Annotated in this window: 24 protein-coding genes and 1 pseudogene; 20 read left to right on the top strand and 5 right to left on the bottom strand. The window is 60.8% G+C overall.

Annotation, left to right across the window (positions count from 1 at the left end; translation table 11 throughout):
- Positions 1 to 113 precede the first annotated feature (113 nt).
- From argS to C8K63_RS08010, 9 genes are all read left to right on the top strand, one after another.
- Positions 114 to 1,850, top strand: coding sequence for an arginine--tRNA ligase (argS, locus tag C8K63_RS08050; protein WP_108216238.1), 1,737 nt, complete (start codon positions 114 to 116; stop codon positions 1,848 to 1,850).
- A 1-nt stretch (position 1,851) separates the two neighbouring features.
- On the top strand, positions 1,852 to 2,565 hold the full coding sequence (locus C8K63_RS08045; RefSeq protein WP_108216237.1) for an SPOR domain-containing protein: 714 nt from the start codon (positions 1,852 to 1,854) through the stop codon (positions 2,563 to 2,565).
- A 232-nt stretch (positions 2,566 to 2,797) separates the two neighbouring features.
- Positions 2,798 to 3,328: an ATP-dependent protease subunit HslV gene (gene hslV / locus C8K63_RS08040; RefSeq protein ID WP_046031180.1), complete on the top strand. Its 531-nt coding sequence runs from the start codon at positions 2,798 to 2,800 to the stop codon at positions 3,326 to 3,328.
- Between the two features lie 54 nt (positions 3,329 to 3,382).
- Entirely contained in the window at positions 3,383 to 4,720 is a 1,338-nt protein-coding gene (hslU, locus tag C8K63_RS08035; protein WP_108216236.1) for an HslU--HslV peptidase ATPase subunit, read from the top strand.
- A 119-nt stretch (positions 4,721 to 4,839) separates the two neighbouring features.
- Positions 4,840 to 5,217, top strand: coding sequence for a gamma-butyrobetaine hydroxylase-like domain-containing protein (locus tag C8K63_RS08030; protein ID WP_108216235.1), 378 nt, complete (start codon positions 4,840 to 4,842; stop codon positions 5,215 to 5,217).
- A 259-nt stretch (positions 5,218 to 5,476) separates the two neighbouring features.
- Positions 5,477 to 7,156, top strand: a complete 1,680-nt coding sequence (phaC, locus tag C8K63_RS08025) for a class II poly(R)-hydroxyalkanoic acid synthase (RefSeq protein WP_108216234.1) — start codon at positions 5,477 to 5,479, stop codon at positions 7,154 to 7,156.
- 178 nt (positions 7,157 to 7,334) lie between these two features.
- Positions 7,335 to 8,189, top strand: coding sequence for a poly(3-hydroxyalkanoate) depolymerase (gene phaZ / locus C8K63_RS08020; RefSeq protein ID WP_108216233.1), 855 nt, complete (start codon positions 7,335 to 7,337; stop codon positions 8,187 to 8,189).
- Between the two features lie 116 nt (positions 8,190 to 8,305).
- Positions 8,306 to 9,988, top strand: a complete 1,683-nt coding sequence (gene phaC, locus C8K63_RS08015) for a class II poly(R)-hydroxyalkanoic acid synthase (RefSeq protein ID WP_108216232.1) — start codon at positions 8,306 to 8,308, stop codon at positions 9,986 to 9,988.
- A gap of 59 nt (positions 9,989 to 10,047) precedes the next feature.
- A complete protein-coding gene (locus C8K63_RS08010) occupies positions 10,048 to 10,668 on the top strand; it encodes a TetR/AcrR family transcriptional regulator (protein ID WP_108216231.1) in 621 nt (206 codons plus the stop codon).
- A gap of 186 nt (positions 10,669 to 10,854) precedes the next feature.
- Here the strand turns inward: C8K63_RS08010 and C8K63_RS08005 are convergent, their stop codons facing one another.
- The 3 genes from C8K63_RS08005 to C8K63_RS07995 all read right to left on the bottom strand — a co-directional run bounded on the left by C8K63_RS08005 (position 10,855) and on the right by C8K63_RS07995 (position 12,635).
- On the bottom strand, positions 10,855 to 11,682 hold the full coding sequence (locus C8K63_RS08005) for a phasin family protein (RefSeq protein WP_108216230.1): 828 nt from the start codon (positions 11,680 to 11,682) through the stop codon (positions 10,855 to 10,857).
- Between the two features lie 10 nt (positions 11,683 to 11,692).
- Entirely contained in the window at positions 11,693 to 12,115 is a 423-nt protein-coding gene (locus C8K63_RS08000; protein WP_108216229.1) for a phasin family protein, read from the bottom strand.
- Positions 12,116 to 12,359: 244 nt separating this feature from the next.
- Positions 12,360 to 12,635 carry a polyhydroxyalkanoic acid system family protein gene (locus C8K63_RS07995; protein WP_108216228.1) on the bottom strand — a complete coding sequence of 92 codons (276 nt, stop codon included), beginning with the start codon at positions 12,633 to 12,635 and terminating at the stop codon, positions 12,360 to 12,362.
- Positions 12,636 to 12,790: 155 nt separating this feature from the next.
- Between C8K63_RS07995 and ubiE the strand changes: the two genes are divergently transcribed.
- From ubiE to C8K63_RS31210, 11 genes and pseudogenes are all read left to right on the top strand, one after another.
- Positions 12,791 to 13,561, top strand: coding sequence for a bifunctional demethylmenaquinone methyltransferase/2-methoxy-6-polyprenyl-1,4-benzoquinol methylase UbiE (gene ubiE / locus C8K63_RS07990; protein ID WP_008005057.1), 771 nt, complete (start codon positions 12,791 to 12,793; stop codon positions 13,559 to 13,561).
- Entirely contained in the window at positions 13,561 to 14,184 is a 624-nt protein-coding gene (locus C8K63_RS07985) for an SCP2 domain-containing protein (protein WP_108216227.1), read from the top strand. Before ubiE ends, C8K63_RS07985 begins: the two co-directional genes overlap by 1 nt.
- Positions 14,181 to 15,785: a ubiquinone biosynthesis regulatory protein kinase UbiB gene (ubiB, locus tag C8K63_RS07980; RefSeq protein ID WP_108216226.1), complete on the top strand. Its 1,605-nt coding sequence runs from the start codon at positions 14,181 to 14,183 to the stop codon at positions 15,783 to 15,785. Before C8K63_RS07985 ends, ubiB begins: the two co-directional genes overlap by 4 nt.
- 81 nt (positions 15,786 to 15,866) lie before the next feature.
- Positions 15,867 to 16,268: a phosphoribosyl-AMP cyclohydrolase gene (gene hisI / locus C8K63_RS07975; RefSeq protein WP_108216225.1), complete on the top strand. Its 402-nt coding sequence runs from the start codon at positions 15,867 to 15,869 to the stop codon at positions 16,266 to 16,268.
- The gene (locus tag C8K63_RS07970) at positions 16,261 to 16,593 is read left to right on the top strand and encodes a phosphoribosyl-ATP diphosphatase (RefSeq protein ID WP_108216224.1); all 333 of its coding nucleotides are present in this window, start codon (positions 16,261 to 16,263) and stop codon (positions 16,591 to 16,593) included. Before hisI ends, C8K63_RS07970 begins: the two co-directional genes overlap by 8 nt.
- Positions 16,594 to 16,618: 25 nt before the next feature.
- Positions 16,619 to 16,891 carry a twin-arginine translocase TatA/TatE family subunit gene (locus C8K63_RS07965; protein ID WP_108216223.1) on the top strand — a complete coding sequence of 91 codons (273 nt, stop codon included), beginning with the start codon at positions 16,619 to 16,621 and terminating at the stop codon, positions 16,889 to 16,891.
- A 10-nt stretch (positions 16,892 to 16,901) separates the two neighbouring features.
- Complete coding sequence (tatB, locus tag C8K63_RS07960; RefSeq protein ID WP_108216222.1) at positions 16,902 to 17,354, top strand: Sec-independent protein translocase protein TatB; 453 nt, start codon at positions 16,902 to 16,904, stop codon at positions 17,352 to 17,354.
- Complete coding sequence (gene tatC, locus C8K63_RS07955) at positions 17,351 to 18,145, top strand: twin-arginine translocase subunit TatC (protein ID WP_108216221.1); 795 nt, start codon at positions 17,351 to 17,353, stop codon at positions 18,143 to 18,145. Before tatB ends, tatC begins: the two co-directional genes overlap by 4 nt.
- The gene (locus C8K63_RS07950; RefSeq protein WP_108216220.1) at positions 18,142 to 18,849 is read left to right on the top strand and encodes a 16S rRNA (uracil(1498)-N(3))-methyltransferase; all 708 of its coding nucleotides are present in this window, start codon (positions 18,142 to 18,144) and stop codon (positions 18,847 to 18,849) included. The genes tatC and C8K63_RS07950 overlap by 4 nt, the downstream gene beginning before the upstream one ends.
- Before the next feature lie 205 nt (positions 18,850 to 19,054).
- Positions 19,055 to 20,116 (top strand): annotated as a pseudogene (locus tag C8K63_RS31215) (methyl-accepting chemotaxis protein); the annotation flags it as partial.
- Complete coding sequence (locus C8K63_RS31210; RefSeq protein ID WP_371920744.1) at positions 20,099 to 20,971, top strand: methyl-accepting chemotaxis protein; 873 nt, start codon at positions 20,099 to 20,101, stop codon at positions 20,969 to 20,971. The pseudogene C8K63_RS31215 and the gene C8K63_RS31210, both read left to right, overlap by 18 nt.
- 193 nt (positions 20,972 to 21,164) lie before the next feature.
- On the opposite strand, the gene mdoH is transcribed toward C8K63_RS31210, so the two are convergent.
- Together mdoH and C8K63_RS07935 are read right to left on the bottom strand one after the other, a co-directional pair.
- The gene (mdoH, locus tag C8K63_RS07940; protein WP_108216218.1) at positions 21,165 to 23,735 is read right to left on the bottom strand and encodes a glucans biosynthesis glucosyltransferase MdoH; all 2,571 of its coding nucleotides are present in this window, start codon (positions 23,733 to 23,735) and stop codon (positions 21,165 to 21,167) included.
- Positions 23,728 to 25,542 carry a glucan biosynthesis protein G gene (locus tag C8K63_RS07935; RefSeq protein WP_108216217.1) on the bottom strand — a complete coding sequence of 605 codons (1,815 nt, stop codon included), beginning with the start codon at positions 25,540 to 25,542 and terminating at the stop codon, positions 23,728 to 23,730. Before C8K63_RS07935 ends, mdoH begins: the two co-directional genes overlap by 8 nt.
- Positions 25,543 to 25,617: the final 75 nt, after the last annotated feature.

The raw sequence follows: 25,617 nt of genomic DNA, 5'->3' as shown, positions 1-25,617 counted from the left end.
CACATCCACATCCTGCCTGCTAAGGTTGGCAAGCCCGTCTTCGCAACGGATAATGCCCAGTTTTTCCACCAGCGCATGATGCGCCGCCGCGCCTGCGGTCGAAAGAGAAGACCATGAAAGACACCATTCGCCAGCTGATCCAACAAGCCATCACCCAACTCGTCAACGAAGGTGTGTTGCCTGAAGGCCTGTCGCCGGCGATCCAGGTGGAAAACTCCCGCGACAAGAAGAACGGCGACTTCGCCAGCAACATCGCCATGATGCTGGCCAAGCCGGCCGGCATGAAGCCCCGCGATCTGGCGGAAAAAATCATCGCTGCGCTGCCGGCCGACGAAAACGTCGCCAAGACCGAAATCGCAGGTCCCGGCTTCCTGAACTTCTTCCAGAACACCGACGCCCTGGCGACCCGCCTGGACGCCGCCCTGGCCGACGCCCACATCGGCGTGCGCAAGGCTGGCCCGGTACAGCGCACCGTGGTCGATCTGTCGGCACCGAACCTGGCCAAAGAGATGCACGTCGGCCACTTGCGTTCGACCATCATCGGCGACGGCGTGGCCCGGGTACTCGAATTCCTCGGCGACACCGTGATCCGTCAGAACCACGTCGGCGACTGGGGCACCCAGTTCGGCATGCTGATGGCTTATCTGCAGGAAAACCCGTACACCCGCGACGAACTGTCGGACCTGGAAAACTTCTACCGCGCCGCCAAGCAACGCTTCGACGAATCCGCAGAGTTCGCCGACCGCGCCCGTGGCCTGGTGGTCAAGCTGCAGGCCGGCGACGCCGATTGCCTGGCACTGTGGACCAAGTTCAAGGACATCTCGCTGTCCCACTGCCAGAAGATCTACGAACTGCTCAACGTCAAACTGACCATGGCCGACGTGATGGGCGAAAGCGCCTACAACGACGACCTGATCAACGTGGTCAACGACTTGAAGGCGGCGGGCATGCTGGTCGAGAGCAACGGCGCCCAGTGCGTGTTCCTCGACGAATTCAAGAATGCCGATGGCGACCCGCTGCCGGTGATCATCGTCAAGGCTGACGGCGGCTACCTCTACGCCACCACCGACCTGGCGGCCGTGCGTTACCGCAGCGGCAAGCTCAAGGCCGATCGTGCGCTGTACTTCGTCGACCAGCGTCAGGCCCTGCACTTTCAGCAAGTGTTCGCCGTGGCGCGCAAGGCCGGCTTCGTGACCCATCCGATGGAAATGGAACACATGGGCTTCGGCACCATGAACGGCGCTGACGGCCGCCCGTTCAAGACCCGCGATGGCGGCACCGTGAAGCTGATCGACCTGCTGACCGAAGCCCAGGAACGCGCCTACACCCTGGTCAAGGACAAGAACCCGGAGCTTGCCGAAGCCGAACTGCGCAACATCGCCAAGGTCGTGGGCATTGGCGCGGTGAAATACGCCGACCTGTCCAAGCACCGCACCAGTGACTACAGCTTCAACTTCGACCTGATGCTCAATTTCGAAGGCAACACCGCGCCGTACCTGCTGTACGCCTACACCCGCGTGGCCGGCGTGTTCCGCAAACTCGGCAAGGACTTCAGCGAAGTCGACGGCCAGATCGTTCTGGAAGCGGCGCACGAACACGAGCTGGCGGCGAAGCTCGCGCAGTTCGGTGAAATCCTGAACAACGTGTCCGAAAAAGGCACCCCGCACATCCTTTGCACTTACCTGTACGACGTCGCGGGCCTGTTCTCCAGCTTCTACGAGAACTGCCCGATCCTCGCCGCCGATACCCCGGCACAAATGCAGAGCCGTCTGCGCCTCGCCGCACTGACCGGACGCACTCTCAAGCAAGGCCTGGAACTCTTGGGCCTGGAAACTCTGGAGCGTATGTAAGTTGGCTGCCAAGAAAAAACCTGCACCCAAGCGTGGCGCCAGCCGTTACCAAGCTCCTGCAAAGCAACCGATCCCGGGCTGGCTGTGGATGGCCATCGGCCTGACGGTCGGCGCCTTCATCGTATTTCTGATGAAGCTGGAGCCGGGCAAGGGCAGCGACACGGTCAAGCGCGAAAAGGTCGAACAACAGCAACAGCAGAAAGCCAGCAAGATCGCCGAGGCCAACAAGACCCCGCCGAGCCCGACGCAACCGGTGAAGCCAAAGTACGACTTCTACACCTTGCTTCCGGAATCGGAAGTCATCGTGCCGCCGGATGCCGTGCCGGAAAAAACCCTGCCGACGCCACAAGTGCCGGTCATCCCGACCACGCCGGTCACCCCGGCCGAAGCGGCGAAGATCGATACGGCTCGCGCCCAGGCAGCCCTGGCCGGGATCACGCCGCCACCCGCACCTGCGGTCAAGGCGGCGCCGGTGACGAAGTTTTTCCTGCAGGCTGGCTCGTTCCGCAAAGAGACTGATGCGGACAAGGTTCGGGCGCAGATCATCCTGCTGGGTCAGGCTGTAGCGGTTGAATCGGGCACGGTGAAGGATGAAACCTGGTATCGGGTGCTGGTCGGTCCGTTCAGTAACCGGGAACAACTGACCACGGCGCAGAAACAATTGGCCGGTGCGGGTTTCAGCAATCTGTTGTTACAACAACGCCAGAGCCGCTGATCCCGTCAGAACCACCGCGTCATCGTTCTTCGCTGGCAAGCCAGCTCCTACAGAATATTCGACAAACCCTGTAGGAGCTGGCTTGCCAGCGAATGCGCCTGAAAGGGCACTATATCCAGAACTCGATTCACACCATTCGTCCCTCGTCTCGCCCCGCAGTTGAAATCCACTCCAGCACCCCCATATGAATGGGCATAAGGCATTTTCGCCTCGCTGCGTGGAGACTCTTCCCTTGACCACCATCGTTTCAGTTCGCCGCCATGGCAAAGTCGTCATGGGCGGTGACGGCCAGGTTTCCCTTGGCAATACCGTGATGAAAGGCAACGCGAAAAAAGTTCGCCGCCTGTACCACGGCCAGGTCATCGCCGGTTTTGCCGGTGCCACCGCTGACGCCTTTACCCTCTTCGAACGCTTCGAAGGCCAACTTGAGAAACATCAGGGCCACCTGGTGCGCGCCGCCGTCGAACTTGCCAAAGAATGGCGCACCGACCGCTCCCTGAGCCGCCTCGAAGCCATGCTCGCCGTCGCCAACAAAGACGCCTCCCTGATCATCACCGGCAACGGCGACGTGGTCGAACCTGAGGAAGGCCTGATTGCCATGGGTTCCGGCGGCGGTTACGCCCAGGCCGCGGCCAGTGCGCTGCTGAAAAAGACTGATCTGTCGGCCCGGGAAATCGTCGAAACCGCCCTCGGCATCGCCGCCGACATCTGCGTATTCACCAATCACACTCAGACCATTGAGGAGCAGGACTGCGCCGAGTAAGCCCGTGCAGCCACCGCACCACGGCCCATTCTTGCTTGAGGTCCACCGAATATCATGCCCATGACTCCCCGTGAAATCGTCCACGAACTCAACCGCCACATCATCGGCCAGGATGATGCCAAGCGCGCCGTCGCCATTGCCCTGCGTAACCGCTGGCGCCGCATGCAGCTGCCTGAAGAGCTGCGCGTTGAAGTCACGCCAAAGAACATCCTGATGATCGGCCCGACCGGTGTCGGTAAAACCGAGATCGCCCGTCGCCTGGCAAAACTGGCCAACGCACCGTTCATCAAGGTCGAAGCGACCAAGTTCACCGAAGTCGGCTATGTCGGCCGCGACGTCGAATCGATCATTCGTGACCTGGCCGATGCCGCGATCAAGCTGCTGCGCGAGCAGGAAATCGTCAAGGTTCGCCACCGCGCCGAAGACGCTGCAGAAGAGCGCATCCTCGACGCACTGCTGCCACCGGCACGCATGGGCTTCAGTAGTGACGATGCCCCGACTGCCGACTCCAACACCCGTCAGTTGTTCCGCAAGCGCCTGCGCGAAGGTCAGCTGGACGACAAGGAGATCGAAATCGAAGTCGCCGAAATGGCTGGCGTCGATATCTCCGCGCCACCGGGCATGGAAGAGATGACCAACCAGCTGCAAAGCCTGTTCGCCAACATGGGCAAGGGCAAGCACAAGAGCCGCAAGCTCAAGGTCAAGGAAGCGCTCAAGCTGGTGCGCGATGAAGAGGCCAGCCGTCTGGTCAACGATGAAGAGTTGAAGGCCAAGGCGCTGGAAGCGGTCGAGCAGCACGGCATCGTGTTCATCGACGAAATCGACAAGGTCGCCAAGCGTGGCAATTCCGGTGGCATCGATGTGTCCCGCGAAGGCGTACAGCGCGACTTGCTGCCGCTGATCGAAGGCTGCACCGTCAATACCAAACTGGGCATGGTCAAGACCGACCACATCCTGTTCATTGCTTCCGGTGCGTTCCACCTGAGCAAGCCGAGCGACCTGGTACCAGAACTGCAAGGTCGTCTGCCGATTCGTGTTGAACTCAAGGCACTGAGCCCGGAAGACTTCGAACGCATCCTCAGCGAACCGCACGCCTCGCTCACCGAGCAATATTGCGCCCTGCTGAAAACCGAAGGCCTGGGCATCGAGTTCCTGCCGAGCGGCATCAAGCGCATCGCGGAGATCGCCTGGCAGGTCAACGAGAAAACCGAAAACATCGGTGCCCGTCGCCTGCACACCCTGCTCGAGCGCCTGCTCGAAGAGGTGTCGTTCAGCGCCGGCGACCTGGCCAGCGCCCATGACGACAAGGTGATCCAGATCGACGCCGACTACGTCAACAGCCACCTGGGCGAATTGGCGCAGAACGAAGACCTGTCTCGTTATATCCTGTAAGCCATACTTGTAGGAGCGAGCCTGCTCGCGATGGTCGGTCAGTTGCATTGATGTCGACTGACACACCATCGCGAGCAGGCTCGCTCCTACAGGGTTCCATCCACAACGGAACGGCGCTCATGACCCAACTCCCCACCGACATCAAGCTGCACAAAGCCTCGAAAACCCTGACGCTCAAATACGCGTCCGGCGAGGAATACACCCTGTCCGCGGAGTTCCTGCGCGTGCACTCTCCTTCCGCCGAGGTCCAGGGCCACGGCAAACCCATCCTGCAATTTGGCAAGATCAACGTAGGCCTGACCAAGGTAGAACCGGCCGGTCAGTACGCACTGAAACTGACCTTCGATGACGGTCACGACAGTGGCTTGTTCACCTGGGAATATCTGTACGAGCTGGGGCGACGTTATGACGCACTCTGGGATGATTATCTGGCCGAGCTCAAAGCCGCCGGAAAAACTCGCGACCCGAACGAATCCGTCGTCAAGCTGATGCTCTAATCCGAGCCTCTCGCTCTTTAGAGGGCATTTTCTAATTTCATCTGTTTGAATGCTCCGCTTCAGGGCCACCGACTGGCCTGCTTGCGAAAAAAATTAAACTCGGGTAACCAATGGAACTGGCAAGTTCCCTGCAGTGCTCTCTGCATTAAAAAAGCAGCGGTGCAGTATTAACGGTCACCCCGAGCAGTAGTACCTGGCATTGGCTGTGTGACTGCACAGCAGGACCCGGTACTCGTCTCAGGACAATGGAGCGTCGTAGATGAGTAAACAGAATAACGATGACTTGAAGTATCAGGCCTCGGAAAACACCTTGGGCCTGAATCCTGTCGTTGGGCTGCGTGGAAAGGATCTACTGGCATCTGCTCGCATGGTACTCAGGCAGGCCATCAGGCAACCCGTGCACAGTGCGAAGCATGTTGCGCATTTCGGCCTTGAACTCAAGAACGTACTGTTCGGCAAATCCGAGCTGCAACCGACCAGCGATGACCGTCGCTTCGCGGATCCGGCCTGGAGCCAGAACCCGCTCTACAAACGTTATCTGCAAACCTACCTGGCGTGGCGCAAGGAACTCCACGCCTGGATCGACGACAGTAACCTGCCAGCCAAGGATGTCAGTCGCGGGCACTTCGTGATCAACCTCATGACCGAAGCTTTCGCGCCGACCAACACAGCGGCCAACCCCGCGGCGGTCAAGCGTTTCTTCGAAACCGGCGGTAAAAGCCTGCTCGATGGTCTCTCGCACCTGGCCAAGGACCTTGTGCACAACGGCGGTATGCCGAGCCAGGTCAACATGGGCGCCTTCGAGGTCGGCAAGACCCTCGGCGTGACCGAGGGTGCGGTGGTCTTTCGCAACGACGTGCTGGAGCTGATCCAGTACAAGCCGATCACCGAGCAGGTGCATGAACGCCCACTGCTGGTGGTACCGCCGCAGATCAACAAGTTCTACGTCTTCGACCTGAGCCCGGACAAGAGCCTGGCGCGGTTCTGCCTGCGCAACAACGTGCAAACCTTCATCGTCAGCTGGCGCAACCCGACCAAGGAGCAGCGCGAGTGGGGTCTGTCGACCTACATCGAAGCGCTCAAGGAAGCGGTCGATGTGGTCACCGCCATTACCGGCAGCAAAGACGTGAACATGCTCGGCGCCTGCTCCGGCGGCATCACCTGCACCGCGCTGCTGGGCCACTACGCGGCAATCGGCGAGAGCAAGGTCAATGCCCTGACCCTGCTGGTCAGCGTGCTCGACACCACTCTGGACAGCGACGTGGCCCTGTTCGTCGACGAGCAAACCCTTGAAGCCGCCAAGCGTCACTCCTACCAGGCCGGCGTCCTCGAAGGCCGCGACATGGCGAAAGTCTTCGCCTGGATGCGCCCCAACGACCTGATCTGGAACTACTGGGTCAACAACTACCTGTTGGGCAATGAACCGCCGGTGTTCGACATTCTGTTCTGGAACAACGACACCACCCGATTACCCGCCGCGTTCCACGGCGACCTGATCGAGATGTTCAAAAGTAACCCGTTGACCCGGGCCGATGCACTGGAAGTGTGCGGCACGCCGATCGACCTGAAGAAAGTCACCGCCGACATCTTCTCGCTGGCCGGCACCAACGACCACATCACCCCGTGGCGTTCCTGCTACAAATCGGCGCAACTGTTCGGCGGCAACGTTGAATTCGTGCTGTCCAGCAGCGGGCACATCCAGAGCATTCTGAACCCGCCGGGCAATCCGAAATCGCGTTACATGACCAGCACCGAAATGCCCGCCAATGCCGATGAATGGCAGGAAGAGTCAACCAAGCATGCCGACTCCTGGTGGCTGCACTGGCAGGCATGGCAGGCACAACGTTCAGGCAACCTGAAAAAAGCTCCGCTGAAATTGGGCAACAAGGCCTATCCAGCGGGTGAGGCGGCGCCAGGCACCTATGTGCATGAGCGGTAACTGACACACCTCGCCCCTTGTAGGAGCGAGCTCGCTCGCGATGAACGTCAACGATAACGCGTGCTGTCTGGATAAATGCGTTGCCTTTGCGTTTTTCGCGAGCAATCGAGCGTCGACCGGCTGCCCCTACAGGAGGGACAGGGAAGAATTCGAGAAAGCGACCCACAGGGCCTGAAGCATGCCGCAACCCTTCATATTCCGTACCGTCGACCTGGATGGCCAGACGCTCCGCACGGCGGTACGCCCCGGCAAGCCTCACTTGACGCCCCTGCTGATTTTCAACGGCATCGGCGCCAACCTGGAGCTGGTGTTCCCGTTCATCGCGGCGCTGGATCCGGACCTGGAAGTCATCGCCTTCGACGTACCCGGTGTCGGTGGTTCGTCGACGCCGAACCGGCCGTATCGTTTTCCGAGCCTGGCGAAACTCACGGCGCGGATGCTCGACTATCTCGACTACGGGCAGGTCAACGTCATCGGTGTGTCCTGGGGTGGCGCCCTGGCCCAACAGTTCGCTTACGACTACCCGGAGCGCTGCAAGAAACTCGTGCTGGCGGCGACGGCGGCGGGAGCGGTGATGGTGCCGGGCAAGCCGAAAGTGCTGTGGATGATGGCCAGCCCGCGACGTTACATCCAGCCATCCCACGTGATCCGCATCGCGCCGATGATCTACGGCGGCTCTTTCCGTCGCGACCCGACGCTGGCCGCGAGCCATGCGGCCAAGGTGCGTTCAGCGGGCAAGCTCGGTTACTACTGGCAGCTGTTCGCCGGCCTCGGCTGGACCAGCATTCACTGGTTGCACAAGATCCGTCAGCCGACCCTGGTACTGGCCGGCGACGATGACCCACTGATCCCGTTGGTCAACATGCGCTTGCTGGCCTGGCGCATTCCCAACGCCCAGCTGCACATCATCGATGACGGGCATTTGTTCCTGATTACCCGAGCCGAAGCGGTGGCCCCGATCATCATGAAATTCCTGGAAGAGGAGCGCCAGCGTGCGGTGATGCATCCGCGTCCGGCGCCATTGGGCGGCTAAAGCGCTGCATCAGCGGTCGGCAGGACGCCGCGCCGCGCAACAACCCGTTACAGCGTCTATGGTGTTCTGGTTCGGTGAATTTGTTTTTTGGCTTGAAGACGAAGGAGTGTTGACTCATGCGCGAGAAACCAGCGAGGGATTCCCTACCGACTCCCGCCGCGTTCATCAATGCACAGAGTGCGATTACCGGACTGCGCGGCCGGGATCTGTTGTCGACCCTGCGCAGTGTGGCCGCCCATGGCTTGCGCAATCCGGTGCACAGCGCCCGACATGCCCTCAAGCTCGGTGGTCAGCTTGGCCGCGTGCTGCTGGGTGAAACCCTGCACCCGACCAACCCGCAGGACGCTCGCTTCGCCGACCCGGCGTGGAGCCTCAACCCGTTTTATCGCCGCAGCCTGCAGGCCTATTTAAGTTGGCAGAAGCAGGTCAAAAGCTGGATCGACGAGAGCAACATGAGCCCGGACGACCGTGCCCGCGCCCACTTCGCTTTCGCCTTGCTCAACGACGCCGTATCGCCCTCCAACACCCTGCTCAATCCACTGGCGGTCAAGGAACTTTTCAATTCCGGCGGTAACAGCCTGGTGCGTGGCATCAGCCATTTGGTGGACGATCTGCTGCACAACGATGGCCTGCCCCGACAAGTCACCAAGCAAGCGTTCGAGGTCGGCAAGACGGTCGCCACCACCACCGGTGCCGTGGTGTTTCGCAACGAACTGCTGGAGTTGATCCAGTACAAGCCGATGAGCGAAAAGCAGTATTCCAAGCCCTTGCTGGTGGTACCGCCGCAAATCAACAAGTACTACATTTTCGACCTCAGCCCCCACAACAGCTTCGTCCAGTTCGCCCTCAAAAACGGCCTGCAAACCTTCATCATCAGCTGGCGCAATCCGGATGTGCGTCACCGCGAATGGGGGCTCTCGACCTACGTGGAAGCCGTGGAAGAGGCCATGAATGTCTGCCGGGCGATCACCGGCGCACGCGAGGTCAACCTGATGGGCGCCTGCGCCGGCGGGCTGACCATTGCCGCATTGCAAGGCCACTTGCAGGCCAAACGGCAGCTGCGCAGGGTGTCCAGCGCGACCTATCTGGTGAGCCTGCTCGACAGCCAACTGGACGGCCCCGTTTCGCTGTTCGCCGACGAACAGACTCTGGAGGCAGCCAAGCGCCGCTCCTATCAGAAAGGTGTGCTGGATGGCCGCGACATGGCCAAGGTCTTCGCCTGGATGCGCCCCAATGATTTGATCTGGAGCTACTTCGTCAACAACTACCTGTTGGGCAAGGAGCCACCGGCGTTCGACATACTCTACTGGAACAACGACAACACGCGTTTGCCGGCCGCCCTGCACGGCGACCTGCTGGACTTCTTCAAGCACAACCCGCTGACCCACCCGGGCGGGCTGGAAGTGTGTGGCACGCCGATCGATTTGCAGAAGGTCACCGTCGACAGCTTCAGCGTCGCCGGCATCAACGATCACATCACACCGTGGGATGCGGTGTATCGCTCTACGCTGCTGCTCGGTGGTGAGCGCCGCTTCGTGCTGTCCAACAGCGGTCATGTGCAGAGCATCCTCAACCCGCCGAACAACCCGAAAGCCAACTACGTCGAGAACGGCAAACTGAGCAGCGACCCACGAGCCTGGTACTACGACGCCAAGCGTGTCGATGGCAGTTGGTGGACCCAATGGCTGGGCTGGATTCAGGAACGCTCCGGCGCGCAGAAGGAAACCCACATGGCGCTTGGCAACCAGAACTACCCACCGATGGAGGCAGCACCCGGTACTTACGTGCGCGTGCGCTGACGTTGAACGCGCCGCGGCCTCTGCCGGCCGTGGCAAGACCCGATCATTAAGAAGACTGGATGAAAACCCGCGACCGGATCCTCGAATGTGCCCTGCAGTTGTTCAATCAAAAGGGCGAACCGAATGTCTCCACCATGGAAGTTGCCAATGAAATGGGCATCAGCCCGGGCAACCTCTATTACCACTTCCACGGCAAGGAACCGCTGATTCTCGGGCTGTTCGAGCGCTTTCAGGGCGAACTGGCGCCCTTGCTCGATCCACCGGCCGATGTCGAACTGGCACCCGAAGATTACTGGCTGTTCCTGCACCTGATCGTCGAGCGCCTGTCCCACTACCGGTTCCTGTTCCAGGATCTGTCGAACCTCGCCGGACGCCTGCCGAAACTGGCCAAAGGCATTCGCAATCTGCTCAATGCACTCAAGCGCACACTGGCATCGCTGCTGGCACGATTACAGGCGCAAGGGCTGTTGGTCAGCGATACCCAGGCATTGGGGCAACTGGTGGAGCAGATCACCCTGACCCTGCTGTTCTCACTGGATTACCAGCGGATTCTCGATCGCGAAGGCGAGGTGCGGCTGGTGGTTTACCAGATCATGATGCTGGTGGCGCCACACTTGCTGCCGTCGATGAAGGCTGCGACCGAACAGATGGCGATGGAGTATCTGAAAGACCATGAATAACCCTGACCGCAACTAACCCTGTAGGAGCGAGCTTGCTCGCGATGGTATTGCAGGCGCCGAGTAGCGTCGGCTGTACCTTTTTCGCGAGCAAGCTCGCTCCTACAGTGGGTCTGTGGTGCTCTCAAATTCCGCACAAACAAAAACGCCCGACCTTCACAGGCCGGGCGTTTTCTTGAGCCCTGAAAATCAGGACTGACTGGTTGGCGTCGATGGAGTTGGCGCGGCAGTCGGGGTGACAGCAGGGGTTGGCGCGGCAGCGGAGTTCGATGCGCTGACCGGAGCTGCCGGGGTCGCCGGTTTGGCAGCCGCCACTGCTGGTTTTGGCGCGGCGGCTTTTGGAGCTGCCGGCTTTTTCACTGCAGGTTTTTTCGCCGCAGCGGGTTTGGCTGCTGGCTTGGCAGCAGCTGGTTTTGCCGCAGCCGTTTTAGCGGCTGGCTTGGTTGCTGGCTTCGCCGCTGCAGGTTTTGCAGCAGCGGTTTTAGCAGCAGGCTTGGCCGCCGCTTTTGCCAGTGGCTTGGCAGCAGTTTTGGCTGCTGGCTTGGCGGCGGCAGTCTTGGCAGCAGGTTTGGCCGCCGCGGTTTTCGCCGCAACAGGCGCAACCTTGGCACCGGTCAGTTTTTCGATTTGCTTGGTCAGTGTTTCGACCTTGCTGTGCAGTGCCTTGACTTCGTTGCGGCTCGGCACGCCCAGACGCGAAATGGCGCTGTTCAGACGCTTGTCAAAAGCGCCTTCCAGCTCATCCCACTTGCCCAGTGCGCGATCTTTCACGCCGCTGATGCGCGACTTGGCCGAGGAAGCCGAGTCCTTGGCGGCGTCGACAGTCTTGCCAACAGCGCTCTTGGTGAGCTTCTCGGCTTTCTCGCCGTCCTTAACCAATGTATCGAAGAGCTTGCTGCCGTCAGTGTCGATCTTCGAGTACACGCCTAAACCAGCCAGCCAGATTTTTCGGGAATATTCTTCAACCTTCCCGATCCACGAGCTGCCTTCTTTTTCGGTTTTCTTTTTAACAGCCATCCCGTTCTCCTTAAGATTTACGCGCGACACGTTCGAGCAATGCCGTCAGCTCATCGAGCTTAGCAGAGAGTGTCTCAACGTCATGTTTAGACGGAATGCCGATACGATTCAAGGCACTTGCGACACGCGTGTCGAACGCCTTCTCGACCTTGTCGAGTTGAACTTCGACACGGCCTTTGAAAGTGCTGACTTCACTCTTGGCTTCATCAATTTCGGCATTGGCCGCTTCCAGTTTCTCGGCAACTACCTTTTTGCCTTTCTTTTCAACAACCTGACCGGCCTTGATCAGTTCTTGAAAGTACTCGCTGCCCTCTTGGCCGATCTTGGCGTAGGCACCCAGGCCTGCCAGCCAGATCTTGCGGGCATAGGATTTGACGTCGCTCGGCGTGCCGGTCGACGGATCGATTTTTTTCTTCAATATAACTTTGGCCATGGTGCACCTCACGCGCAGAAGGTTTGAGGAACCGCCCGGACAAGTGTCGGGCACTGGCACAAAGTAGGGAGAAAAATTAGAAACGGCACCCTAACAAATGACATAAACCGTCGGGCGCGCCACATAAAAAATGTAGGAGTGAGCCTGCTCGCGATTGCGGTTAACCAGTCAACATTGATGTTGGCTGACATTCCGTCATCGCGAGCAGGCTCACTCCTACAAGGGATGTGATTTCAATCGGGAATCAGACCAGGACCTTATCCAGCGCCTTTTCGATTTCCGCTTTGATCATGCCGCTCATGGCCGACATCATCAGGCCCAGTTCCACTTCGACGCGAATCGAATCCTCGGCGACATGCACCGCGCCCTTCACACCCGAGCGTTTGAGGTTCAGGGTGTCGCCGGACCACTGCGGCTCCAGGCCATACTGATCGGAAAGTTTCTGCGCCAGCTTGTCGGCCTTCTCGCGAGCCGCTTCCTTACCCAGGCCATGGGCACGTTCAACACTAATACGGGCCATCGAATGACTCCTGCTTTATGAATGCTTTCCCGAGGCATCTTGACCCCTGCTGCGTCAAAACGTCCCGATGGTTACCCATCTTACCTTCAGCCTTGCCAAGACAAAGCATGCCTTGGGGATTAGAATGTCGCGCATTCTCTTTTGGTGACAGCGATATGACTGATCAGCGCAAAGGCAGCGATGCCGAACCCACCACTCACTTCGGCTTCAAAAACGTTCCGGAAAGCCAGAAAGCGGAAAAAGTCGCTGAGGTCTTCCATTCGGTAGCCGCCAAGTACGACCTGATGAACGACCTTCTGTCGGGCGGCATGCACCGTCTGTGGAAGCGTTTCGCGATCGAGCTGTCGGGCGTGCGCACCGGCAACCGCGTGCTGGATATCGCCGGCGGTACCGGCGACCTGACCCGCAAGTTCTCGCATCTGGTAGGCCCGACCGGCCAGGTCGTGTTGGCCGACATCAACGAATCCATGCTCAAGGTCGGTCGTGACCGCCTGCTGGACCTCGGTGTGTCCGGCAACGTTGAATTCGTCCAGGCCGATGCGGAAAAACTGCCGTTCCCGGACAACCATTTCGACTGCGTGACCATCGCCTTCGGCCTGCGCAACGTGACCCACAAGGAAGATGCGCTGCGCTCGATGCTGCGCGTGCTCAAGCCTGGCGGCCGCTTGTTGGTGCTGGAGTTCTCCAAGCCGACCAACGCGCTGATGTCCAAGGCCTACGACGCCTACTCGTTCGCCTTCATGCCGCTGATGGGCAAGCTGATCACCAACGACTCGGAAAGCTATCGCTACCTGGCCGAATCGATCCGCATGCACCCGAATCAGGAAACCCTGAAGTCGATGATGGTCGAGGCCGGTTTCGACCGCGTGACCTATCACAACATGACCGCAGGCATCGTCGCCCTGCACCGTGGCATCAAGCCCTGATGCTGCTCGCCGGCCTGCTCGCCAGCGTTGAACTCGGCCTGAACCGGGTGCTGCGTCTCGACAGCACGGCGCTGCCGCGGCTGGCGCATTTGACCGGCAAAGTGATTGCCGTCGATTGCCGCAGCCCGGCGCTGCAACTGTTCATCCTGCCCAGCGACGATGGCCTGATGCTCGCTTCCCAGTGGGAAACCGGCGCCGACTGCACCTTGCGTGCACCGGCTTCGAGCCTGCTGAAACTGGCCATGAGCAAGGACAAGACTTCTGTTCTGCACACCCCTGAAGTCGAACTCGACGGCGACAGCGGCGTGCTGCTGGAACTGGCGGCGATCCTCCAGGACCTGGAGCTGGACTGGGAGTACGAACTCGCACGCGTGCTGGGCCCTGTGGCCACGCAACTGGTCGGCGGTCACCTGCGCAGCCGCGCCCGCTGGTATCAGCAAGGCTTTGCCAGCCTGGGCCAGAACCTGGGCGAGTACCTGGCCGAAGAGTCGCGCACCCTGGTCGGTCAGCGCGAAGCCGAAGCCCGATTCAGTGAACTGGACCAGATCAAGCTTGATCTGGAACGTCTCGAGGCGCGTTTCGAGCGCCTTTCCCGATCCCTCGACCCAAGCGATAACGCATGAAGCTGCTTGCCGTCCGCCGTTTGTTGCGCATCCAGCGCGTCGTGATCCGCTACCGCCTCGATGACCTGCTGTTCGCCCTGCCACTGCCCTGGTTCCTGCGGGCGCTGCGTTATGTCCTGCCGTGGCGCTGGTTCCCGCGCAAGACCCTGGACCTGAGCCGTGGCGCGCGCTTGCGCCTGGCGTTGCAGGACCTGGGGCCGATTTTCATCAAGTTCGGACAGATCCTGTCCACCCGCCGCGACCTGTTGCCCGAAGACATCGCCGACGAACTGATGAAGCTGCAGGACCGCGTTCCGCCGTTCGACTCGCAAGTGTCGGTGAAGCTGATCGAAGAACAACTCGGCAAGAAAATCAGCGAAGTGTTCAGCCGTTTCGATGTCGAACCGCTGGCCTCGGCCTCAGTGGCGCAGGTGCATGCCGCGCAACTGAAAACCGGTGAAGAAGTCGTGGTCAAGGTGATCCGCCCTGGTCTCAAACCGGTGATCGCCCAGGACCTGGCATGGCTGTTCATCCTCGCTCGCGCCGCCGAAAAACTCTCGGCCGATGCGCGCCTGCTGCACCCGGTGGACGTGGTCAGCGATTACGAAAAAACCATCTACGACGAACTCGATCTGCTGCGCGAAGCAGCCAACGCCAGCCAGTTGAAGCGCAATTTCGACGGCTCGCCGCTGCTGTACGTACCGCAAGTCCATTGGGACTGGTGTCGGCCGAAAGTGCTGGTAATGGAACGCATCTACGGCATTCAGGTTACCGATCTGGCGACCCTGGCCGACCAGCGTACCGACATGAAAATGCTCGCCGAACGCGGCGTGGAGATTTTCTTCACCCAGGTGTTCCGCGACAGCTTCTTCCACGCCGACATGCACCCGGGCAATATTTTCGTCAGCACCGTGAATCCGTGGAGCCCGCAGTACATCGCCATCGACTGCGGCATCGTCGGCAGCCTGACCCCGGAAGACCAGGATTACCTGGCGCGCAACCTGTTCGCCTTCTTCAAGCGCGATTACCGTCGCGTGGCGCAGTTGCACATCGATTCGGGCTGGGTGCCGGCGGAAACCAAACTCAACGAATTCGAAGCCGCGATCCGCACGGTGTGCGAGCCGATCTTCGAAAAACCGCTGAAGGATATTTCCTTCGGCCAGGTGCTGATGCGCCTGTTCCAGACCGCGCGACGCTTCAACATGGAAGTGCAGCCGCAGCTCGTGCTGCTGCAGAAGACCCTGCTGAACATCGAAGGCCTCGGCCGCCAGCTGTACCCGGACCTCGACCTGTGGAACACCGCGCAGCCATTCCTCGAACGCTGGATGCGCGAGCGGGTCAGCCCCAAAGCCCTGCTCGGCAACGTGCATAGCCAGTTCGAACAGATCCCGCACCTGGCCAACATGGCCCGCGACCTGCTCGAACGCATGTCCCAACCCCACGCCTACGACCCGCCGCCAGCGTGGCATCGACGCCGCGATGACTGGTTCCTGCGCCTGCTCGGCACGGCCCACCTGGCCGGAGGCGCAATCCTTGCCGCTGGCGGCCCGCTGAACCAGTTGGCTTACTGGCCGGCCGGCATCATGATGGCGGTCGGCTTGTATCTGGTCGTGCGCCGATAGCCAGTTGTGTGAACGACTGGCACACTGTTTCAACGCCTGAGCTCGACTATTGAAGGGTCGAGCCCGCTGTCGGAGTCGAAGATGAAAAACTGGCTGGACGAGATCAAGTGGGACGCCGACGGCCTGGTGCCGGCGATTGCCCAGGATCACAAGACCGGGCGCGTCCTGATGATGGCCTGGATGAACCGCGAAGCACTGGAACTGACCGCTGCCGAGAACCGCGCCATTTACTGGTCACGTTCCCGTGGCAAGCTGTGGCGCAAGGGCGAAGAGTCCGGCCATGTGCAAACCCTGCACGAGATGCGCCTGGACTGCGACGCCGACGTCATCATCCTGATGGTCGAGCAGATCGGCGGCATCGCCTGCCATACCGGCCGCCAGAGCTGCTTCTACCGCGTCTTTGAAAACGGCGACTGGACAACGGTCGACCCGGTGCTCAAAGATCCGCACGCCATCTACTGCGCAGGGCACACACATGAGTGACACACTGACCCGTCTGGCCGAAGTACTGGAAGAGCGCAAAGGCGCCGCCGCCGACAGCTCGTATGTCGCCAGCCTGTACCACAAGGGCTTGAACAAGATTCTGGAAAAAGTCGGCGAAGAGTCGATCGAAACCATCATTGCCGCCAAGGATGCCGCCATCAGCGGCGACTGCAGCGATGTGATCTACGAAACCGCCGATCTGTGGTTCCACAGCATGGTCATGCTCGCCCAATTGGGGCAGCATCCACAGGCTGTACTCGATGAACTGGACCGTCGTTTCGGTCTCTCCGGACACGCCGAGAAAGCCTCGCGCCCGTCCGCCTGAATAACGATTAGAGAGGAGCAGCAGCATGGGCATTTTTGACTGGAAACACTGGATCGTCATCCTGGTTGTCGTGGTACTGGTGTTCGGCACCAAGAAACTGAAAAACCTCGGCACTGACGTCGGCGAATCGATCAAGGGCTTCAAGAAAGCCATGAACGACGACGAAAAACCGGCTGACCCGAATGCGAACCCGGCCCAACCGGTGCCACCGGTACAGCCACAGGCCTCGGTGAACCAGCCGCACACCATCGACGTGCAGGCACAGAAAGTCGAAGAGCCGATCCGCAAAGACGTGTGAGCACTGACTAATGTTTGGTATCAGCTTCTCTGAACTGCTGCTCGTCGGCCTCGTCGCCCTGCTGGTGCTGGGCCCCGAGCGCTTGCCGGGCGCTGCGCGCACCGCTGGCCTGTGGGTCGGGCGTCTGAAGCGCAGCTTCAACGCGATCAAACAGGAAGTTGAACGTGAAATCGGTGCCGACGAGATTCGTCGGCAACTGCACAACGAGCACATCCTGTCGCTTGAGCAGGAGGCGCGGAAAATCTTCACGCCGACCCAGCAGGAGCCGACGCCGGTGGAGCATGTGGGAGAGCAGACGATTCATGCGCCTGCCGCTGCTGTCGACCCGACACCTGCTCCCGTTGTAGCGCCTGTCGAACCTGCACCTGTTGTTGCAGCAACTCCGGTTGAACCCGTTACACCTGCGGCTGCGCCCGTTGCGCCGGCCCCTCATGACCCAACACTGCCGCCGCGAGCCCCATGAGCGACCTTCCCGAAAACGACCAGCACATGCCGCTGGTTTCGCACCTCACCGAGTTGCGTACCCGACTGCTGCGCTGCGTAGCGGCGATTTTCATCATCTTCGCCGGTCTGTTCGCCTTCACCCAGCAGATCTACACCTTCGTCTCCACACCGCTGCGCCAGTACCTGCCGGTCGGCGCGACGATGATTGCCACCGATGTGTCGTCGCCGTTCCTGACGCCACTGAAACTGACGATGATGGTCTCGCTGTTCCTGGCCATCCCGGTGATCCTGCATCAGATCTGGGGTTTCATCGCCCCCGGCCTGTACAAGCATGAAAAACGCATTGCCGTGCCCTTGCTGGTCTCCAGCATCTTTTTGTTCTACACCGGCATGGCCTTCGCCTACTTCCTGGTGTTCCCGCTGATCTTCAAGTTCTTCGCCTCCGCCACTCCGGCCGGCGTGGAAATGATGACCGACATCACCAGCTACCTCGATTTCGTCATGACGCTGTTCTTCGCTTTTGGCGTGGCGTTCGAAATCCCGGTGGCCGTAGTGCTGCTGGTGTGGATCGGCGTAGTCGACGTCAAATACCTGAAGAAAATCCGCCCGTACGTAATCATCGGCTGCTTCGTGGTCGGCATGATCCTGACGCCGCCGGACATCTTCTCGCAGACCCTGCTGGCCGTGCCGATGTGGTTGCTGTTCGAGATCGGCATCCTGTTTGGCAGCCTGATCAGCAAACGTGGCGAACATCCGGACGACCAACCGGCTGACGACCACAACGACCAGCCGCCAGCGACTCAACCGTGAACCTGCTGCTGCTCGAAGAAGCCGATTTCATTGCGGCCGACCAGGTGATCCTGCGTGATCGCCGGTTGACGCACATGCAGGAAGTCCACCGCTGTGAAGTGGGCGACAGCATGCGCGTCGGACGGATCGGCGGGCTGATGGGTTCGGCCGAAGTGCTGCGCCTGGACGCCGACGAAGCCCAATTGCGCGTCACCCTTGACCAGCCGCCACCGGCCAAGCTGCCATTGACCCTGGTATTGGCCCTGCCACGGCCCAAGATGCTGCGCAGGGTGTTCCAGACCGTGGCGGCCATGGGTGTACCACGGATCGTGCTGGTCAACAGCTATCGCGTCGAGAAGAGCTTCTGGCAGACTCCGTTCCTGGAGCCCGAGGCGATTCGCGAGCAGTTGATCCTCGGCCTCGAACAGGCACGGGACAGCGTGCTGCCGGAAGTCGTCATCGAGAAGCGCTTCAAACCCTTCGTCGAAGACCGTTTGCCGGCGATCACCGACGGTACCCTCGGCCTGGTGGGGCATCCGGGCAATTACCCGCCCTGCCCTCGCGCACTCAGCGAACCGGTGACCCTGGCCATCGGCCCCGAAGGTGGCTGGATTCCCTACGAGATCGACCTGCTGGGCAAGTCCGGCCTGCAACCGGTGCAACTGGGCGAGCGCATTCTGCGGGTCGAAACCGCCGTGACCGCCCTGCTGGCCCGACTTTTCTAGATCCAGGCCACATTCCCTGTAGGAGCGAGCCTGCTCGCGATGGCGGTGTACCAGCCACATCAATGTCGGCTGATCCGCCGCCATCGCGAGCAGGCTCGCTCCTACACGTCATCATTCGCCCATCCATCGGGCGACGCCTACAGAACCGCGCCCTCCTGCCGATACATCCCCATAAAACCAAATTGCGGTCCGGGGGAGTTTCAGCATGTACCAATGGCTAGCCGAGAATCTGGGAAACGTCAGCGTCAAACGCAAGCTGGGGATCGGCTTCGGCCTGGTGCTGTTACTGACCCTGCTGATCACCTTCACCGGCTGGAGCGGCCTGAGCGGCGTGACCAGCCGTGGCGATAAACTGGGGTTCATCGCCAGTCTCAACGACCTGACCAAGGACCTGCGCATCGCTCGCCTGGATTACGAGATGCGTCGCGGCGAACAAGGTCCCGGTGCCGTCAACGATCTGTTGGGCAAACTCGAAAGCGGCCTGCAGACCGCCCGCGGCCTGATCGAGCAACCGGCTGATACGGCCATGGTCGATCAACAACTGGCCGCTGTCGCCGAATACCGCCGTGCCTTCAGCGACATGACCCAGGCCGGCGCCCAGCGTGAAGACGCCCGCAGCAAACTCGGCGCCACCGCCGACAACGCCGTGGCCCGCGTCGCCGAAGTGGAAAAATCCATGCTGCAAGGTGATAGCGTGACCGCCTTCAATAGCGTGATCGACCTGAGCAAACTGATCCAGCAGGCGCGTTTCCAGGTACGTGGCTACACCTACAGCGGCAAGAGCGAGGCCGAACAACCGGCCCTCGACGCGATCGACAACGCCCTGAAGAACCTCGAGAGCCTGCCGGCCAAACTGCCTGAAGAACACATCGCCAACCTGCAACAGGCGACGGATTCGCTGAAGGCCTACCGCGCTGCTGTCAGCCAGTTCCGCGACTCCCAGGTGGCTAGCGCCAAGGCCCTGGTACGCATGTCTGCCCAAGGCGACATCCTGTCGGGCATGAGCCAGAAACTCACCGTCTCGCAAACCGTCGTGCGTGACACCGACGCCGCCCATGCCAAGAACATGCTGACCCTCGCCACTGTGCTGGCCATCGCTTTCGGCCTGCTGGCCGCTTGGGCGATCACCCGGCAAATCATCATTCCGTTGAACCAGACCCTGGCCGTCGCCGAGCGCGTCGCCAGTGGCGACCTGACCCACAACCTGACGTCGCAGCGCCGCGACGAACTCGGCCAGTTGCAGCGTGCCATGCAGAGCATGACCCAGGGTCTACGCGAACTGATCGGCGGCATCAGCGATGGCGTCACGCAGATTGCCAGTGCCGCCGAAGAGTTGTCCGCCGTCACCGAGCAGACCAGCGCCGGGGTCAACAGCCAGAAGGTCGAGACCGATCAGGTTGCCACTGCCATGAACGAAATGGCCGCCACCGTGCAGGAAGTCGCGCGTAACGCCGAAGAGGCCTCCGAAGCCGCCGTCGCCGCCGACCAGCAGGCCCGCGAGGGCGACAAAGTGGTGGGTGAAGCCATCGCCCAGATCGAACGCCTGGCCAAGGAAGTCGGCCACTCCACCGCTGCCATGGGCGAACTCCAGCGCGAAAGCGACAAGATCGGCAGCGTGCTGGACGTGATCAAATCCGTGGCCCAGCAAACCAACCTGCTGGCGCTCAATGCGGCGATTGAAGCCGCTCGCGCCGGTGAAGCCGGGCGTGGTTTTGCCGTGGTGGCAGACGAAGTCCGCAGCCTGGCCCAGCGCACCCAGAAGTCCACCGAAGAGATCGAAGAGCTGATCGTCGGCCTGCAAAGCGGCACGCAGCAAGTGGCGACCATTATGGACAACAGCCGCAACCTGACCGACAGCAGTGTCGAACTGACCCGCCGCGCCGGCGGCTCACTGGAAAGCATCACCCGCACCGTCTCGGCGATTCAGGCGATGAACCAGCAGATCGCCGCTGCCGCCGAACAGCAAAGCGCCGTGGCTGAAGAGATCAACCGCAGCGTGCTGAACGTGCGGGATGTGTCGGATCAGACCTCGGCAGCCAGTGAGGAGACCGCAGCCTCCAGCGTTGAGCTGGCGCGGCTGGGGACGCATTTGCAGATGCTGGTGGGCAGATTCAAGATTTGAGGTGATGCGCATGCCTCGGCCTACTAAAGACCGAGGTGATGCCTTCGCGGGCAGGCCCGCTCCCACACTGACCTGCTCGAGCATAATATCTGTGCCAGGCACTACCCCCTGTGGGAGCGAGCCTGCTCGCGATGGGAGCGACTCGGTATAACTTTTGAAGCCATAAAAAAACCCGCTTTCGCGGGTTTTTTCATTATGCCACCTGAGGCTGCACACTCATCGGCTTGAGCGGCAGCAACGGCGCGTGGGGGTCGGCCTTGACCGACTTGCGCCATGCATCCAGCCACTCGGCATGGCCTTCGCTCCAGACCTGCTCATGCAGGCGGGCCAAGGCCACCGGATCACTCAGCAGTTGCACACGCTCGTTGTTGGTCAGGCCTTCAGGTCCGACTTTCATCGCGTGGCGCACCCGCTCGATCCGCAGCCATTCGATCGGCTCGGCCTGATTGTGCCGCGAGGTCGCCAACGAGCACGCCAGGGCGTTCTGCTGTGGATCGACCACCGAACGGACGAAGCCGTCGTTCAGCGCGTGCCAGCGGTTTTCGTGGGTGTACTGGTCGGTGGCCAGCAACGCCTGCGGCGGATTGTATTCCTCAGGGATCAGGAACAGGCTCTCGTCACGGGACTTGAGGCCCAGGCCAACGCGGCTGGAGATCACCGACACCGGGATCGACAGCATCAACGAACCGACGATCGGCACCAGCCACCACAGGAAGCTCGGGTTCAGCCAGATCACCAGCATGGCCCAGAAGAAGCCCAGCAGGGTTTGCGGGCCGTGGCGCTTGACCGCTTCGCTCCACGGTGTGGAGTCGTCGTCACGTTGCGGCGAGTTCCAGGTCGCGGCCCAGCCAAGGAACGCAGCGAGGACAAAACGGGTGTGGAAGATCATCCGCACCGGCGCCAGCAGCATGGAGAACAGCATCTCCAGCAGCATCGACAGGGTCACCTTGAACTTGCCGCCGAACTCTTTCGCACCCTTGGCCCAGATCAGGATGATGCTCAACAGTTTCGGCAGGAACAGCAGCACGATGGTGGTCGAGAACAGCGCAATCGCCTTGTCCGGGTGCCATTGTGGCCACAACGGGTAGAGCTGGCGCGGTTCGAGGAAGTACTGCGGCTCCATCAGCGTGTTGACCGCCAGCAGCGCGGTCGACAACACCAGGAAGAAGAACCACAACGGCGCCGACAGGTAGGACATCACACCGGTCAGGAACACCGCGCGGTGCACCGGGTGCATGCCCTTGACCAGGAACAGGCGGAAGTTCATCAGGTTGCCGTGGCACCAGCGACGGTCGCGCTTGAGTTCGTCCAGCAAGTTCGGCGGCAGTTCTTCGTAGCTGCCCGGCAGATCGTAGGCAATCCACACGCCCCAACCGGCACGGCGCATCAGCGCGGCTTCAACGAAGTCGTGGGACAGGATCGCGCCGGAGAACGCGCCTTTACCCGGCAACGGCGCCAGGGCGCAGTGATCGATGAACGGCTTCATGCGGATGATCGCGTTGTGGCCCCAGTAGTGCGACTCGCCCAGTTGCCAGAAGTGCAGGCCGGCGGTGAACAACGGGCCATACACACGAGTGGCGAACTGCTGCATGCGCGCATACAGGGTGTCCATGCCCGACGCACGTGGCGCGGTCTGGATGATCCCGGCGTCCGGCGTGGCTTCCATCAGGCGCACCAGACTGGTCAGGCACTCGCCGCTCATCACGGAGTCGGCATCGAGTACGACCATGTACTTGTAGTCACCGCCCCAACGACGGCAGAAGTCATCGAGGTTGCCGCTTTTACGTTTTACGCGACGACGACGACGGCGATAGAAGATCTTGCCGAAGCCCCCGGCTTCGCGGCAGACATCCAGCCAGGCCTGTTGCTCGGCGACACAGATATCGGCGTCATTACTGTCGCTGAGGACGAAGAAGTCGAAGCGGTCCAGGTCACCCGTGGCCGCGACAGACTCGAAAGTCGCGCGCAGACCGGCGAATACCCGTGGCACGTCTTCGTTGCAGATCGGCATCACCAGGGCGGTGCGCGCATCCTTTGGAATCGGCTCATTGCCGGCACTTTTACCGGAGATACGGTATTTATCATGACCGGTGAGCAGTTCGAGGAAGCCCATCAGTGCGGTCCAGAAACCGGCCGAGACCCAGCAGAACAGAATCCCGAACAGGATCAGAATGCTGGTCTGCAAGGCATACGGCAGCACTTGCGTGGCGGTTTGCAGCAGCGGTTGGTGCAGCACTTCGTCGAGGTCGACGAACGACCAGCCCTGGTACGGCATGATGCCTTTCATGTACCAGCCGGCGACGATGGTCTGACCGAGCATCAGCAGCAACAGAATGTAGCGACGGATCGAACCCACGGTGCGCCAGCGCGCAGCAGGCAACACCCGCTCGTCCTTCGGCGGCTTCGGCGGATTGGTACGACCGGTCATCCGGCGCCAGCCACGCACCAGAATGTTGGTGCGCCACGGCTCCGGCACGACCTTGGTCCGCCGGATCGGCGGGGTCGCCTTGAGGCAGACCCGGCCGTTGGCGTCGAGTGCCAGCATTTCCGCGTCTTGCAGCTCCTCGGCGGTGCTCAGGGTCAGGCGTTTGCCGACCGAAGCCTGAGCGGCTTCGGTCGGGGCGTCGAACGTCGATGACGACAGGCGTTCGTGCAATTCGCTGAAAGACTGGCAGCCCGCGAGTTCCGCGCGCTGCTGGTCGGTCATCGGCAGATGCGCCAGATACTCGGAAAGAGTTTCTGGCCGTACTTGAGAGTTACTCATCGGCAGGCAACTGATAGCTCCAGGTTTCGGTCAGGACTTCTTCAGTCGGCGCCGATTCCGGTGTGGCTGGGGCCGCGTCGGCAGCGGCAGGCTGCTTGGCGTCTTGATTGGCCTTGTCCTTGGCATCTGCAGCAGGCTTCGCTTCGGCCTGCTTGGCCTCCACTTGCTTGGCTTCCTTGTCTGCTTTCTCCTGTTGCTTGGCGGCAACCTTGTCGGCCTTGGCAACCGACGAGTTCGACGACGGAATCGAAGTCTTGGCCAGGTCCGCAGGCACTATGTTCTGCACCAGCGCGGCACGCATCTCGGTGGACTTGCCCGGATCCTTGATCTTCATCCGCAGGGTCAGGCGCCAGCCCTTGGTTTCAGGGTTGAAACGCACGCTGTTTTCCACCAGTTCGGCATTGTCGCCGACGCTGACCTGGCTGCGAACCTCCGCATCGGCAGGCAATGCCGCCAGGGACGGGCCTTCGAAGTCCACCAGGTAGGCAACGCTGCCGTCCGGCTGACGAATCAGGTTGGACTGTTTGACGTCACCGGTGGAACGCAGGGTCTGTTTGACCCAGGCGCTGTCCGGCGCATGAATCGTCTCTTCGTCCATGGTCCAGTGCATACGATAAGCGACATCAAGCGGCTGGCCAGGTTCCGGCAATTTTTCCGGGTTCCAGAAGGCAACGATGTTGTCGTTGGTTTCGTCGGCGGTCGGAATCTCGACCAGGTCGACAGTGCCCTTGCCCCAGTCACCCTTCGGCTCGATCCAGGCGCTTGGGCGCTTGTCGTAGCGATCGTCGAGGTCTTCATAGTGGCTGAAGTCGCGGCCACGTTGCAGCAGACCGAATCCGCGCGGGTTTTCCACGCTGAAGTTGCTCACGGCCAGGTGTTTCGGGTTGTTCAGCGGACGCCAGATCCACTCGCCGTTGCCGGCATGGATCGCCAGACCGCTGGAGTCGTGCAGTTCGCGACGGTAGTTCAGTACCTTCGACGGCTGGTTGGCGCCGAACAGGTACATGCTGGTCAACGGGGCGATACCCAGCTTGCCGACCTTGTCACGCAGGAACATCTTCGCCTTGACGTCGACGATGGTATCGCTGCCCGGACGCAGGATCAGGCGATAGGCACCGGTAGCACGCGGAGAGTCGAGCAGGGCGAAGATCACCAGATGCTTGTCGCCTGGCTTGGGCTGCTGAACCCAGAATTCGCGGAAACGCGGGAACTCTTCTCCGGACGGCAACGCGGTATCAAGCGCCATGCCGCGAGCGGACAAGCCATAGACGTGACCCTTGCCGACGACGCGGAAGTAGCTCGCGCCGAGCATGGTCATGATTTCGTCTTGCTTGTCAGCCTTGTTGATCGGGTACAGCACACGGAAACCGGCATAACCCAGTTGTTCGGTGGCCTTGGGATCGAACTGCAAGTCGCCGAAGTCGAAGCGACTCGGGTCGTATTTGATCTCTTCGACGGTGTTCGCGGTGATTTCGTTGATTTTCACCGGCGTATCGAAATGCATGCCCTGGTGATAGAAGGACAGCTTGAACGGCGTCTTCTGATCAGCCCATTCGGCTTTTTCCGTCAGAAAACGAATTTTCTGATAGTCCGCGAATTTCATGTCGCGGAATTCGTTCGGCAGGTTACTGCGCGGCGCTTCGTATTTCTGCGCGGCCAGCTCTTTTGCCTTGACCGATACATCATCCAGACTGAATGCCCAAAGCTGGCCGGCGCTGAGCAGGCAGAGCAGTGCAGAGCCCGCTACCAGGGCGCTGCGTAACCGTTTGGCAGACAATTTTGGTGCATTACAGGGACTAACAATCACGAGCAACCCTCGCCGAAAACAGATCAAAAAACCAACGGCCAGTTAAAGGGTCTGCTCGGAGTACGGTATGAAAAA

The organism is Pseudomonas sp. GV085 (assembly GCF_003050925.1).
Classification (GTDB): domain Bacteria; phylum Pseudomonadota; class Gammaproteobacteria; order Pseudomonadales; family Pseudomonadaceae; genus Aquipseudomonas.
This window is presented reverse-complemented; position numbering and strand designations above follow the sequence as displayed.

Excerpts from the sequence above, each read along its gene's own strand:
- C8K63_RS07965 (WP_108216223.1), top strand. The coding sequence starts at position 16,619 with ATGGGCATTTTTGACTGGAAACACTGGATCGTCATCCTGGTTGTCGTG.
- ubiE (WP_008005057.1), top strand. The coding sequence starts at position 12,791 with ATGACTGATCAGCGCAAAGGCAGCGATGCCGAACCCACCACTCACTTC.
- phaC (WP_108216234.1), top strand. The coding sequence starts at position 5,477 with ATGAGTAAACAGAATAACGATGACTTGAAGTATCAGGCCTCGGAAAAC.
- C8K63_RS07985 (WP_108216227.1), top strand. The coding sequence starts at position 13,561 with ATGCTGCTCGCCGGCCTGCTCGCCAGCGTTGAACTCGGCCTGAACCGG.
- C8K63_RS08030 (WP_108216235.1), top strand. The coding sequence starts at position 4,840 with ATGACCCAACTCCCCACCGACATCAAGCTGCACAAAGCCTCGAAAACC.
- phaZ (WP_108216233.1), top strand. The coding sequence starts at position 7,335 with ATGCCGCAACCCTTCATATTCCGTACCGTCGACCTGGATGGCCAGACG.
- ubiB (WP_108216226.1), top strand. The coding sequence starts at position 14,181 with ATGAAGCTGCTTGCCGTCCGCCGTTTGTTGCGCATCCAGCGCGTCGTG.
- C8K63_RS07970 (WP_108216224.1), top strand. The coding sequence starts at position 16,261 with ATGAGTGACACACTGACCCGTCTGGCCGAAGTACTGGAAGAGCGCAAA.
- hslU (WP_108216236.1), top strand. The coding sequence starts at position 3,383 with ATGCCCATGACTCCCCGTGAAATCGTCCACGAACTCAACCGCCACATC.
- tatB (WP_108216222.1), top strand. The coding sequence starts at position 16,902 with ATGTTTGGTATCAGCTTCTCTGAACTGCTGCTCGTCGGCCTCGTCGCC.
- argS (WP_108216238.1), top strand. The coding sequence starts at position 114 with ATGAAAGACACCATTCGCCAGCTGATCCAACAAGCCATCACCCAACTC.
- hisI (WP_108216225.1), top strand. The coding sequence starts at position 15,867 with ATGAAAAACTGGCTGGACGAGATCAAGTGGGACGCCGACGGCCTGGTG.
- C8K63_RS08005 (WP_108216230.1), bottom strand. The coding sequence starts at position 11,682 with ATGGCTGTTAAAAAGAAAACCGAAAAAGAAGGCAGCTCGTGGATCGGG.
- C8K63_RS08000 (WP_108216229.1), bottom strand. The coding sequence starts at position 12,115 with ATGGCCAAAGTTATATTGAAGAAAAAAATCGATCCGTCGACCGGCACG.
- phaC (WP_108216232.1), top strand. The coding sequence starts at position 8,306 with ATGCGCGAGAAACCAGCGAGGGATTCCCTACCGACTCCCGCCGCGTTC.
- tatC (WP_108216221.1), top strand. The coding sequence starts at position 17,351 with ATGAGCGACCTTCCCGAAAACGACCAGCACATGCCGCTGGTTTCGCAC.
- C8K63_RS31210 (WP_371920744.1), top strand. The coding sequence starts at position 20,099 with ATGCAGAGCATGACCCAGGGTCTACGCGAACTGATCGGCGGCATCAGC.
- mdoH (WP_108216218.1), bottom strand. The coding sequence starts at position 23,735 with ATGAGTAACTCTCAAGTACGGCCAGAAACTCTTTCCGAGTATCTGGCG.
- C8K63_RS08010 (WP_108216231.1), top strand. The coding sequence starts at position 10,048 with ATGAAAACCCGCGACCGGATCCTCGAATGTGCCCTGCAGTTGTTCAAT.
- C8K63_RS07995 (WP_108216228.1), bottom strand. The coding sequence starts at position 12,635 with ATGGCCCGTATTAGTGTTGAACGTGCCCATGGCCTGGGTAAGGAAGCG.